The 12891-nt window shown below is 66.4% G+C and carries 7 protein-coding genes; 5 read left to right on the forward strand and 2 right to left on the reverse strand.

The window, feature by feature from the left end; all coding sequences use genetic code 11:
• Positions 1–8 precede the first annotated feature (8 nt).
• The 3 genes from GH723_RS06060 (at position 9) to GH723_RS18455 (ending at position 6748) form a co-directional block, all read left to right on the forward strand.
• On the forward strand, positions 9–1931 hold the full coding sequence (locus GH723_RS06060) for a site-specific DNA-methyltransferase (RefSeq protein ID WP_153758814.1): 1923 nt from the start codon (positions 9–11) through the stop codon (positions 1929–1931).
• On the forward strand, positions 1931–5140 hold the full coding sequence (locus GH723_RS06065; protein WP_153758815.1) for a restriction endonuclease: 3210 nt from the start codon (positions 1931–1933) through the stop codon (positions 5138–5140). The genes GH723_RS06060 and GH723_RS06065 overlap by 1 nt, the downstream gene beginning before the upstream one ends.
• A gap of 321 nt (positions 5141–5461) precedes the next feature.
• Positions 5462–6748 (forward strand): plasmid pRiA4b ORF-3 family protein, encoded by a 1287-nt coding sequence (locus tag GH723_RS18455; RefSeq protein WP_229023115.1) that lies wholly within the window; start codon positions 5462–5464, stop codon positions 6746–6748.
• Positions 6749–7481: 733 nt separating this feature from the next.
• On the opposite strand, the gene GH723_RS06075 is transcribed toward GH723_RS18455, so the two are convergent.
• On the reverse strand, positions 7482–8666 hold the full coding sequence (locus tag GH723_RS06075; protein WP_153758816.1) for a tyrosine-type recombinase/integrase: 1185 nt from the start codon (positions 8664–8666) through the stop codon (positions 7482–7484).
• 249 nt (positions 8667–8915) lie between these two features.
• Here GH723_RS06075 and GH723_RS06080 point away from each other — a divergent pair, with 249 nt between their 5' ends.
• Positions 8916–10175 (forward strand): hypothetical protein, encoded by a 1260-nt coding sequence (locus tag GH723_RS06080; protein WP_153761094.1) that lies wholly within the window; start codon positions 8916–8918, stop codon positions 10173–10175.
• 52 nt (positions 10176–10227) lie between these two features.
• Positions 10228–10956 (forward strand): hypothetical protein, encoded by a 729-nt coding sequence (locus tag GH723_RS06085; protein WP_153758817.1) that lies wholly within the window; start codon positions 10228–10230, stop codon positions 10954–10956.
• A 510-nt stretch (positions 10957–11466) separates the two neighbouring features.
• Here GH723_RS06085 and GH723_RS06090 read toward each other — a convergent pair.
• Entirely contained in the window at positions 11467–12699 is a 1233-nt protein-coding gene (locus tag GH723_RS06090) for an IS256 family transposase (protein ID WP_153758818.1), read from the reverse strand.
• Between the last annotated feature and the right edge of the window lie 192 nt (positions 12700–12891).

The raw sequence follows: 12891 nt of genomic DNA on the forward strand, positions 1-12891 counted from the left end.
GACGAACGATGACCGAACAGCCCGAGAAGGTCGACCTGTCGACACCCGACCTGGCCGCTGCCAACCGTGACGCGCTGGCGGCGCTGTTCCCGGGTGTGCTCGCCGACGGGATCCTCGACGCGACCCGCCTCGGCGAGCTGCTCGACATGCCGGTCACGACCCCTGCCGATGGTCGGGAGCGGTTCGGGCTCATGTGGGCAGGCAAGCAGGAGGCCGTCCGGTCCCTTCTCACGCCGAGCCGTGGAACCCTGATACCCGACATGGAGCGTTCGGTCGACTTCGACAACGCGAAGAACGTCTTCATTGAAGGCGACAACCTCGAGGTCCTCAAGCTGCTCCAGAAGGCCTACAACGACAAGGTCGATATTATGTACATCGACCCGCCGTACAACACCGGAAATGACTTCATCTATGATGATGACTTCGCAGACGGGCTCACGGCATACCTCCGTTACTCCGGCCAGCTCGACGAAGCTGGTAATCGCCTTGCAGCGAGCAGTGACACATCAGGAAGACTGCACAGCCGTTGGCTATCATTTATGTATCCGCGTCTGGTTCTTGCTCGAAATCTTCTGCGCCAGGACGGGGTATTGTTCGTGTCGATCGACGACAACGAGATCCACAGCCTCAGAGCTGTTCTCGATGAGATCTTCGGGGAAGAGAACCTCATCGCCATTCTCGCAGTCGAGATGTCTAAGACGCAGGGCATGAAGGTGGCGGCGGCACAGAACGGAAGGCTGGTCAAGAACCACGAGTATGTGCTCGTGTACTCCAGGAACGTCGAGCTTGCTGCCGAGAATCGGAAACCCCTTTATGACGCTAGCGAGCGGTACGACGATCACTACGACATCGTATGGGACGGTGAGGGCGAAGCACGGACGCTCACGAAGGCGCTCGAGGCAGACTCTCGCTTTCGGGAGTGGGCCCAGAAGTACTCCACTCCGCTATCGAAGGCTGGCCTCCGGAAGCTACTATCGCTCGAGGCCGAAATCTACGACTACTTCGTGACGGAATTCGCTAAGCGACTCTATCGTGAGAGCCCGATCTCACTTGACCGCGTGCAGGCGCTTGATCTTCCGCAAGGAGTCATTCAGCGATACGAGAAGTATCTTCTTCGAAAGAACTCGAAGGGAACAGTTGTTCAGCTTCAATCGTTCGCTGACGGCCTACGCGACACAGACGACTACGCCCCAATTCGCAGTAGAGCGACAATCCGCGGGGCGCTTTGGAAGGGCTTCCACTCCGACATGATGAACGTTGGCAAGGAAGGAGGTGTCGAGTTCAAGAACGGAAAGAAGCCAGTACGCCTGATCAAGCAGCTGATCAAGTGGGCGAACCGCCCAGATGGTCTCGTATTGGACTTCTTCGCAGGCTCCGGGACAACTGGCCACGCTGTCGCTGCCATGAATGCTGAGGACATGGGCACCCGCAGGTTCCTGCTTGTTCAGTTGCCGGAGCCCCTCAACGGCAAGTCCGATTCGCTGGTTTCCGACTTGACCTGGAAGCGCCTCTCGAACGTCCATAGCGAGTTCCCGTCATGGGGGGGTGTGCGTTCGTACCGGCTGGGAACGAGCGCCTTTCGTGGAGCGGGTGACTCTCACGGCGGCGAGCTGTTCGACTTGAGCGAGAGCACGCTCTCTTCTATCGATCGCGGGGAGGACGCTCTAGCGTGCGAGATCCTCCTAGCGGAGGGCGTCTCGCTCGAGTCCGATTGGTTGAGATCGACAGTCGGTGACCACATGCTGATCATCGGCAGCGGAGTCGCAGTCTTACCCAGTGTCGCTCTCGATGAGAATCTCGTTCTGTCCACCCTGACGTCGGCCGCGTCCGTTGTCATCTTCCTCGAGGATGGGTTCGCCGGTCAGGACACGCTCAAGGCAAACGCCTTCACCCGGTCCCGTGAGCTCGGCATCACGATGAAGACGGTCTGATGACGGTCGAGATCCGGTTCGATCCGAACCAGGCGTATCAGCGGGAGGCCATTGACTCGGTCGTCGAGCTCTTCGCAGGCCAGGAGGCGCTCGAGCAGGGCCTCGGGATGCCAAGCCTCTCGGAGGACGGATCACTCTTCGAGGAGCTCGTGTTCGGCAACTCCTTGGAACTGAGCGCCGAGACCGCTCGCAAGAACCTCCGACGCGTACAGGACCGCCCCATTCTACTCGACGATGGTACGGAATTGCCCGCAGTCGGCGAGTCATCGCGTCGAGCGCTTCAAGACGGCGAGATGCCGGCGCACTTCAACATCGAGATGGAGACCGGCACGGGCAAGACGTACGTCTACCTGCGGACCATTGTCGAGCTCCACCTCAAGTACGGGTTCCGCAAGTTCGTGATCGTGGTTCCCAGCGTTGCCATCCGGGAGGGTGTCCTCAACAGCCTGGCGCTGCTCCGCGACCACATCCGCGACCTCTACGACGGGCTCCAGTACGACCACCACGTCTACGACGGTGGGGCACCGGGCCGAGTTCGTCAGTTCGCAACCGCCTCCCACCTGCAGATCATGGTGATCAACATCGCCGCGATGACCGGCGACGCGAACACCCGGCTCATCCACCGGCGTACCGACGCCCTGAACGGCTACGCCCCGATCGAGTTCCTGCGCGCCTGTAGGCCGATTGTGGTCATGGACGAGCCGCAGAGCCTCGACGGCCCCACCCAGGTTCCGGCCATCGACGCCCTCCATCCACTGTTCCGGGTCGGGTATTCCGCGACACCGCCGGTCGGAGCACACCTGCTGTACCGGCTGACCCCGGTCGACGCGTACAACCAGCGCCTCGTCAAACGGATCGGCGTGTTCTCCCTCACCAAGGACGACGACCTCAACGAGGCCTACGTCGAGGTGAAGAAGATCAATGCGACGAAAGGTTCGGTGACCGCGACTGCCGTCATCCACACCGCCACCAAGCAAGGCACGAAGCCCACCCAGAAAACCCTTCGCAAAGACGACGATCTCTTCGACCTCAGTGGCCAACGTGACGTCTACGCCGGCTGGGTCGTCGAGGACATCCTCGCAGACAAGGGCGTCGTCCAGTTCGCCAACGGCCGCAGCATCGCCGCGGGCTCGACGAGCTCGGACACCGATGATCAGCAGCAGCGGCTGATGCTGCGCCAGGCGATCGTGAGCCACTTCGAGAAGGAGCTCCAGCTGTTCCTGCTCGGCAAGCGTGGCCAGCTCGCAGCGACGTTGAAACCGCTCACGCTGTTCTTCATCGAGAGGGTCGCCGACTACCACCCAGCCGACGCGAAACTTCGGACCTGGTTCGTCGAGGAGTACGAGTCGGTCCGCAGCGACGCCCGGTTTCGTGCTATCGCTCCGCAGATGCCGGCGGTCGACGATGTGCACGACGGCTACTTCGCAGAGACCAAGGGCGTGCCGAAGGACGCGAGGGCGGACTCGAAGGATGCTGCGGATGCGTTCGAGCGCATCATGCGGCGCAAGGAGGATCTGCTCGGATTCGACGAGCCGCTCCGGTTCATCTTCAGCCACTCCGCTCTCGCAGAGGGATGGGACAACCCGAACGTCTTTACGATCTGCAACCTGCAGAAAGGCAAGTCGGTGATGCGCAAGCGGCAGCAGGTCGGCCGCGGCCTGCGACTGCCCGTGATGACCAACGGGGACCGCTGCCACCTCGAGGACGTGAACCTCCTCACCGTGGTGGCCAAGGAGTCGTTCTCGTCCTTCGCCGACAAGCTCCAGAAGGAGATCGAGGAGGAGACCGGCGTCGCCTTCACGGGTCGCATCGTCAACGTGCGCGACAAGAAGCCGGTGAAGCTGAAGGAGGACGTGCTCGAGTCGCCTGAGTTCGGCGAGCTGTGGCAGCGGATCTCCCGGCTCACCTCCTATCGCCTGACCTTCGACACCGATGTCGTTGTCGCGAACGCCATCGAGCGAATCGACGGCATGCCGGCAGTCGAGAAGGCGAAGTTCCACCTCTCCAAGAACGAGGTGACAGTCGGTGCTGGGGGCGTGGGTGGCGATGGTGGAATCGACCTCGGCGCGGTGGAGTCCGAAGCAGCGATCAAGGTGCCGGACGTCGTGCGTGAGTTGTGCCGCCGGTTGCCGTTGAGCCGGGCGACGATCGTGCGCATCCTGAAGGGATGCAGCCGCCTCGACGACGTGAAGGCGAACCCGGCGGTGTTCATCGACCAGATCGCCGACTGCATGAACCGCGCTCTCTACGGCGAGCTCAGCGAGACCATCGAGTACACGCCGTCTGGCGAGTCATGGCCGGCGTCGATGTTCCGCGACCGGCACCAGGACGAGACGGTCGCTCCGAGAGTGGTTCCCGTGAACCGGAGCATCGTCGACATGGTCGTCTGCGACTCCGAGGTCGAGGAGAAGTTCGCTGTCTACCTCGATGGGCGCAACGACGTGCCGCTCTTCGTGAAGCTGCCCGAGTGGTACAAGATCCCGACGCCGCTCGGGAACTACAACCCGGACTGGGCGCTCGTGCGGGACCGGGAGAGCGACCGCCGCTACTACCTCGTGCGGGAGACCAAGGGTGGCTCCGACATCGAGAGGCTGCGCTGGGAGTCGGAGGGATGGAAGATCCGGTGCGGCGAAGCGCACTTCGACGCGATCGACGTGGACTACGCGTTTGGGCACGATCCGGTAAAGCTGATCGAACCGTCCGATATCGCCCCGGTGGTGCCAATCCGTGTGCCGCGGCTCGTGGACGACGCGGACCCCTCCGATCGGTTCGTGACGCATCTGCCCGTGTACTCGCTCGAGGCAGCTGCTGGCTACTTCGGCGACGGCCACGATGTCGAGCTCGATGGCTGGGTTGACGTCGGCGACCAGCTGGCTCGGATCGACGACTCCATGTTCGTCAGCCAGGTGGTGGGTCGCTCGATGGAGCCGTTGATCCCCGACGCGTCCTACTGCATCTTCCGACGCATCCCTGCAGGTTCCCGCCAGGGAAAGGTCGTCCTGGCACAGCACCACTCCATCGACGACGTCGAGACCGGTGGTTCGTACACGGTCAAGCGGTACGAGAGCCACAAGCAGGAGACGGACGGCGAGGTCGTCGGCAGTATCGAGCTGCGCCCCGTAAACCCGGAGTTCGAGCCGATCGTGCTCGAGCCGGGAGACGAGGCCGAGGTCCAGGTCATCGCTGAGCTGGTGACGGTCCTCGGCTGAACTGGCGGCAGCATCCGGCGCACGTCACCGGACTTGAGATGGATCGTGCACGTGTCGGGGAGGCGCTCGGCTCGGGCATCGTCCCCGGCCGGTGGCAGCCAGTTCTCCCCGACCGCTCCGGGCTCGCCGCCCGCGAGAGCCGGCGCCTTATGAGCGACACCCTCGCGTCCTCGAGTAACTGGAGGTCTCGCTGAAGGTCCTCGCCCCCTGGCCCCCACCCGGCACCCACGCTTCCTCGGCGGAGCTGTTAGCGCAGAACGCCCGCTCCAACGCCTCATAGGCCTGCGCCGAGGGGCCCGACACGCCTGGGAGACTCTCAGGATGCTCGTGGTGCGTGGAACGAAGAAGCTCCGGGATCGGGTGAAGGGCCCGGCTGTCGGCGAAGACGACGTGTCGACCGGCGTGCTGGGCGACTGGTTCGCCACTGCGCTGTTCTGGAAGCCCCAGGTGGCGCTGGCGGTCAACGCCCGCACGTTCCTGCCAGTGTTCATGCCGTTGGCGCCAGCCGCGAAGCTGGTCGACCGGCTCCCCGATGAGATCGCCCGGATCCTGACGCTGCACGGTGTCGAGCCAGGGGTGATCGGGGCCGAGCGGGAAGCCATGGCCGAGGTGCGCATCGCTCCCACCAACGATCGCAGCGTGGTCGGGGTGATGACCGAGTTCGCGTTCCTGGGCGAGCACTGGTTCGACGGCGACCTCACCGCCCTGTCCCTGCGCATGGCCGGTACCCCAGTCGGCCCCCTGCGCTCGGGCGACGGCTTCCCCGACCAGGCGCTCGCCGCGCTGGTCGGCGACATCGCTCCAAGTGCCGGCGGCCTGGCCGAGGTGATCCCGTTCCCCGGGACGGACGTTCCCGCGGCCACGTCGCCTGCGCCGAGCAAGTCCAGAGGTGCCGTGAGCCCCGCGATCGAAGGCATTGACCCGCCGAGCGGTGCCCCATCGGTTTTCCAGCTCAAGGTCACCCTGCTCAACACGAAGCCGCCGATCTGGCGGCGGATCCTCGTCGACGGCTCGATGACCCTCGCCGAGCTGCACGAGGTCATCCAGGCCGCGTTCGGGTGGTGGAACTGCCACCTCCACGAGTTCGAGATCGGCCGCGCCCGCTACGGGACCCCCGACCCGGACTGGGACTTCGGACCGCCGACGAACGATGAGCGCACCACTCGCCTCGACGCCGTCGCCAGCGAGGGCGTCTCGTTCCACTACACCTACGACTTCGGTGACGACTGGCGCCACAAGGTCACCGTCGAGAAGGTCGGCGCTGTGGAGCCGGGCACGGCCGTTCCTGACTGCATCGGTGGCCGCCGGGCGTGCCCGCCCGAGGACTGCGGCGGGCCGTGGGGCTACCACGACCTCCTCGAGAAGGTCGGCGCTGTGGAGCCGGGCACGGCCGTTCCTGACTGCATCGGTGGCCGCCGGGCGTGCCCGCCCGAGGACTGCGGCGGGCCGTGGGGCTACCACGACCTCCTCGAGTCGCTCGACGGTCGTCCCGGGGCGTCCGATGCTCGGCTCGACTACGTCGGCGCCGACTTCGACCCGGCAGCCTTCGACCCGAGCAACTTCGCGCTGAACCTGGCCAACATCCGGAACACCAGCTTCGACATCTGAACGGCCGCGCCCAGCGCTCTCCGTGGCCGCTACCAGCGGCCTGCGAACCCGGCTCAGGCCGCCGGGCCCACCCGGAACACCGAGCGGTGGCCCGGCCATCGAGTGCCTTCCGAAGGGCAGGTCTGGCGCGCACACGTTTGCAGGTTCCCCTACGGGCAACCTGCTGGGTATCCGGTTGGGCCGCCGACCGCCGGGAGCGCTGCTGCCGGCGTGGCCGCTCTGCGGCCGGCTCGTGTCGTCCCGTCCACCACGGACCGTGGGGGTGAGACGGGACGAGACGGCCAGCGGGATGGGCAACAGGTTCCCCCAAGGGGAACCTGTCAATGTGTGCGCGCCAGACCTGCTGGATCACCCGGTCACCGACCGTGTCGATCATCGGGTTCACGGCAGGCGGCCGCTCCAGAACCGGAACGGCCATCACGCTGGCGGGTGGCTGTGGACCAGATCCTGCGCAGGCACGCAGGCACGCAGGCACGCAGACGAGCGATGGTCGGTCGAGGCACGAGACGCGCGCGCACGACACACGCACGCCACCTCCGGCCCCCACCCGCTCGAGGCCCGCTGGCGCCTGAGCCTCGACCCTGTCCGGCCCCCATCCGACCGACCTGGCGAGGTCACCCAACCTTGCCCCGGGGTATCCCGCTACCTATCCCGCTGGGTATCCGGTTGGCTATCCCGTTCGCCGACTCTTCCCTGGTCAGAGCGTTGCTAGGGACCCGGTACAGCTCGATTCTCACCAGTCGTCCGTCGCAGCGGTGACCGTGGTGCTGAGGTCGCCTCGGACGCCGACGTAGCGGGAGAGCGTGAAGGCGGCGTTGGCGTGGCCGAGCAGGGTGGCGACCACCGCGGGGTCGAGGTGGACGTCGAACAGGAGCCAGCACGCGGCGACGTGGCGCAGGTCGTGGGGATGCCAGACCGCAGCGGTATTGCGCTTCATCGGCCAGCCGGCGTCACGGGCGGCGCGAGCCCAGGTCCGCTGGAAGGTGCGTCGGTTGGCGAAGCCGCCGTCGGATCCGGGGAACAGCAGGCCCTCGCGCCCGCGGGCGCGCTCGACCTGGTTTGTCCAGTCATGGAGCGGTTCGACGAGGCTGGCCGGGAACGTCGACACCCGGTGTTGGCGGTTCTTGGTGCCCTTGATCGCCAACCCCTGGCGGGACTGTTCGACGGCTCGCTGCACCCGGACCACCCGTTGCGGCTCGAAGTCGAGGTCGATCGGGCGGAGCGCGATCAGCTCCCCCCATCGGAGTCCCGACCGGTGCTTGAGCTGCATGGCGAGGGCCCAGGTGGGTTGGCCTGCCGCGTCGAGGGCCTTGAACAGCCGTTTGCACTCCCCGTCGGTGGGCAGCGACGACCGGGGGATGAACCCGATCGCCTGACCGTGGACCTCAGCGGTCGGGCTGTAGCGGACCAGCCACATGGGGTCCGCCTCTCGCGGGATCCACCGGTTCTTGAACGCGAAGGTCACCAGTGCCCGCATGGCCGAGCCGACGTTCTGCACCGTCGACGGAGCGAGGGTGCGCCGGGCCCGATCGAGCACGGCCTCGGAGTCCGAGGGTGTCCAGGCCGAGAGCTCGTGATCGCCGAGCACGGGGCGGACCCACATGCGCAGCAGGTACTCCTGGCGCTCGGCGTAGCGGGTCGACCGAGACGACAGGCTCACCAGGTAACGGTCGATCAACCCACCAACGGTCGTGGGCGCGCTCGCTCGCCCGGGCAGCAGCACCGACGACGCGAGGCGGCTCTCGATCTCGCGGGCTCGGTGGCGGGCCGCCTCCTCGCTGGAGAACTTGGCGAACACCCGTTGGCCGTCTGCGTCGGTGGCGACGACCCGGTAGCGGGGCTCGCCCTCGGATGGTGCGTAGATGCGGGTGCCGTACTCGAACGACACGAGTGGCTTGCGGCGGCGGTAGCCGGCCACGGGAACTTCCTCCTGGCGCGCCGAGCGCGCCCTCTCACGGGAGGAAGCCCATCTCCGCCAGGAACCTGGGGCCTCGAGCAGGTTGTTCCCAGAGTGTGCTCAGGCGGCCGCGTATCGTCAACGACCCGACACTGCCAGCCGGCAGGGACACCCACCCATGCGCTTCTCGCGGCGGTCGCTACGCTACGCCAGACGGCGGGGGCGCGACTCGCTGCGAAGTCGAACCTGGGGAGGCCACGCGTGGAGGACATGGATCACGACGGCGTCGACGACAGCATCGAGTTGTTCAGCGACGGCGATGGCCTGGCGGTGATCGGCAGCGCTGTCGCCGTGGAACAGTTCATGGCTTCGTCCGGACTCGTACCCACAGACGAGGAAGGGCGCGACCTCGCCCGCGCCTTCTCGGTCTCCTCTGGGGCCGCTGATGCAGCGGCGAAGTTCGCCGAGAACTCCGGGCGTTGGCTCAAGATGACCAAGGAGTCGGCGGCCAAGGTCAAGGAAGCGGGCCTGATCCCAACGAAGACACCGGGGATCTCGCACGCCATGTTGGGTCGGCACGGGGCCTCCACGAGTTGGATCAAGGTCGTTCAGGGGCCCGGCACAGCCTTGACCAGCCCGGCGGCACTGGCCGGGCTCGGCGGTGTCATGTCCCAGATGGCGATGCAACAGCAGTTGGACGCCATCAACGACTACCTCGAGAAGATCGACGCGAAGCTCGACGACCTGCTCCGTGCTCAGATGAACCAGGTGCTGGCGCGGGTCGACGCCGTCGGGCTCGCGATCGCTGAGGCGATGACCGTTCGCGAGGCCGTCGGTCGAGTGTCCGACGTGTCATGGTCAAAGGTGCAGAACCAGCCAACTGCGATTCTCGAAACTCAGGCGTTCGCACTCCGCCAGCTCGCGGACCTGGAGGCCAAGTTCGCTCGCAAGAGCACCGTCGCCGACCTCGTCACGGTCTGCCAGGAGGTCGAGAGCGAGATCGTCAAGTGGCTGTCGATACTCGCACGATGCTTCCAGCTGCACGAGGCGCACGCGATCCTCGAGCTGGATCGGGTGATGGACGCTTCGCCTGAGGAGCTCGATCGCCACCGGCTCGGACTCGATGCGGCTCGGCGTGAACGGACGGAGCTGTTCGAGCGCGCCACCCTGCAGATCCTCGGGCGACTGAACGATGCGGCAGAGACGGCGAACAAGAAGGTGCTGTTCAATCCGAAGCAGACGCCCGAGGTCGTCGAAGCACGGAACCACGTGGCGATCGAGGTCGGTGACTTCCACGAGGTGATGGGCATCGAGGCCGACGCCGAGTCGGCCGAGGCTCGCCGTTGGCGTGAGGCGGCAGCCGACAAGCTCGACCGAGCGCGTGACACCGGCTCTCAGGGCATAGAGGGCGCGAAGCGACTCGGAAGCGAGACCCGGCAACGGGCGTCCTCCGTCCGAGGACGGATCTCGGAGGGCCTCGCTGAGCGACGCCAGCGCCAGGGGCCCGCAGAGCCGCCTCCCCCCTTCTAGGGCGCGCTCGGCAGGCTCCGCCGCTCCCACGAGCAGATGCCAAACTGCATGCGTGGTGTGGCAGCTCGACGACGGTGTACTCGACCAGCTGCAGCACCTGTGGCGCCTCGCTCCACCAGGAACGCCCGTACGAGGGCTCACACAGCCTCTGGCGAACGTCCTGGTGGGAGCGACCGGTCCAGCCGACGCTGCGGAACGGGCGACCGACGTCCTGGGCGACGTCGAAACGGCCTACCTGGCCACCCTGGCGCTGAAGGTACTGGCCGGCGAGGTCGACGTAATGCTCCACGCCGTCGGCATCGCCGCCTCACTCCCGCACGTGCTCGCAGATGGCGAGCAGGTGATCAGCGTGTCCGTCGACCACGACGGCGGCGGAACAGCAGGGTCAGCCGGGCTCGGCGTCGGCGACCTGGTCACTGATCGCCAGATCGCTGAGTTCACCTTCATCCGATGGGCGGAGCGGGGCGGGAACGGCCAGCGGGAGGTGAAGCTCCTCCGGGACCTGATCAAACTCGACCTGCTCGAGGACACGGCCGCGTCGGGTCGGCGACGGATCCTCTACGTCACAGGCGGTGCCCCCGCCCTGAAGTTCCTCACGAGCGGCCAGACCATCGGCAAGAAGCTCGGACGCAACGCCGACGTCCTCGCGCGGTTCGCGGACCGACACGGTGGCCGATTCAGTCGCATCGGTGACTACTGGGCGCATCTCCAGAGCACCGGTCGGGTGGAGCTGGTCGACCTTCATGTGGTCGCGCCTGAACTCCGCCCGCCCGCCACTTGACATCTATCCGCCTCTCCGGGCGCGGCGACGTGGGACCCGCACCGCACGTTCGCCGCTCAGACGGGCGGAGAAGTTGTGCCCAAGTTGTGCCCGTTGCGGCTGCCGATCGCCGCCGCCCCAACGGCCCTAACGGCGCACGACACCCCCTATGAACTGGGCAAACGCCGCCGTCGAGCCAACGTCTGTCGATCGGTCACGCAGGCGTGGAACCCAGCTTGCCGCTCCCTCTCAAGGTGGCGGCACGGGTTCGAATCCCGTTGGGGGTGCTGGAACGACGCCCCCGGTCTCCACGACCGGGGGCGTCGTCGTTCTCGGCTTCATGCCCGTGCCGGTGGCGACCTCGGCCGTTCTCGGTACGTCTCGCGACGCGCGATGTCGCAGGCGGTACCAAGAAGGGTCCGCGGTCGCAGCCTGACCGCCACCTGCGGGTTCTGTCCACGGATCGCGTCGGATCGTGCCCCGTGGAGTGGTGGAAGTAGGTCTGTGAGCCTTGGCTTCGCCAGCCTGAGGTTACGCGGCTGGCAGCGCAGGGTTCGTCGTGGTCACCTCCGTGGGGTCGGGATCGATGGCGGCCATGCTCTCTTCGGAGAGGTAGCGGCGTTCGGAGATGGCCCAGTCGTCGTGTTGGTCGAGCAGGACGGCGCCGACGAGGCGGATGACCGAGGCGTCGTCGGGGAAGATCCCGACGACGTTGCTGCGGCGCTTGATCTCTTTGTTGATCCGCTCGAGGGGGTTCGTGGAGGCGATCTTGCGCCAATGCGCCCGGGGGAACGCGGTGTGGGCCAACACGTCCGCTTCGGCGCCCTCCAAGATCGCGGCGGCCTTGGGGAACTGACCCTCGAGGACCCCGACGACCTCATGCAGCTGGGCCCGGCACCCCTCTGCGGAGGGCTGGGCGAAGATCGTGCGGACCGTCGCGGCGACCATGTCTTTGGACGCGGAGGGCACGGTGCCCAAGATGTTGCGCATCAGATGCACCTTGCAGCGCTGCCAGGACGCGCCGGCGAGCACTCGTGGGATCGACGCCTTCAGCCCGGCGTGGGCGTCGGAGATGACGAGGCGCACTCCGCTGAGGCCTCGGTCCTTGAGGCCGCGGAGGAACGCGGTCCAGAACACCTCGTCTTCGCTGTCGCCGACGTCGACACCGAGGACCTCGCGGTCACCATTGGCGGTGACACCGGTGGCGACCACGACGGCCCGGGAGATGATCCGGTGGTTGATGCGGGCCTTGATGTAGGTGGCGTCGAGGTACAGGTAGGGGAACTCGACGTGGTCCAGGCGTCGGGTGCGGAACACGGCGACCTCTTCGTCGATCCCCGCGCAGATCCGCGACACCGTCGACTTCGACACCCCCGACTCACACCCCAGCGCCTGGACCAGATCGTCGACCTTCCGGGTCGAGGTGCCGGTGGTGTAGGCGGTCATGATCACACCCCACAGCGCCTTGTCGACCCGCCGGCGCGGCTCGAGCAGCGACGGGAAGAACGACCCGACCCGCACCTTGGGGATCCGCAGCTCCACATCACCCGCCGGCGTGGACAGCAGTCGGCTCCGAGAGCCGTTGCGCTGGTTGGTGCGGCTGTCGGTTCGCTCGTGGGGGCCGGCACCGATCGCGGCGGTGAGCTCGGCGTCGATCAACTCCTGCATCCCCGCCTCGAGCAGCCGGCGGAACAGCTCCTTGCTGTCACCATCGCCCAGACGCGCCAGCAGGTCAGCAACTCGGGCATCATCGTCATGGGTCATCGCGTGAGTTCCTTCCAGTGAGTGCTTTCGCAGGTCTCACCAAGGCTCACGCGATGGCCCAACCCATGGGGGGACCGTCTCGCTACCTACACCACCTCACGGGACGCCAACTCGCGTCGTCCAGCGACGGGATCGGTGGTCGGAAACCGGTGAGCCGGGCGGGCACCATGGAGGTCCGCCCACTTGAGGAGA

Source organism: Actinomarinicola tropica, from assembly GCF_009650215.1.
Classification (GTDB): Bacteria; Actinomycetota; Acidimicrobiia; order Acidimicrobiales; family SKKL01; genus Actinomarinicola; species Actinomarinicola tropica.

Bases quoted from the DNA above. Each gene is read 5' to 3' on its own strand.
- GH723_RS06060 (WP_153758814.1), top strand. From the start codon at position 9: ATGACCGAACAGCCCGAGAAGGTCGACCTGTCGACACCCGACCTGGCC.
- GH723_RS06065 (WP_153758815.1), top strand. From the start codon at position 1,931: ATGACGGTCGAGATCCGGTTCGATCCGAACCAGGCGTATCAGCGGGAG.
- GH723_RS18455 (WP_229023115.1), top strand. From the start codon at position 5,462: ATGCTCGTGGTGCGTGGAACGAAGAAGCTCCGGGATCGGGTGAAGGGC.
- GH723_RS06080 (WP_153761094.1), top strand. From the start codon at position 8,916: ATGGATCACGACGGCGTCGACGACAGCATCGAGTTGTTCAGCGACGGC.
- GH723_RS06090 (WP_153758818.1), bottom strand. From the start codon at position 12,699: ATGACCCATGACGATGATGCCCGAGTTGCTGACCTGCTGGCGCGTCTG.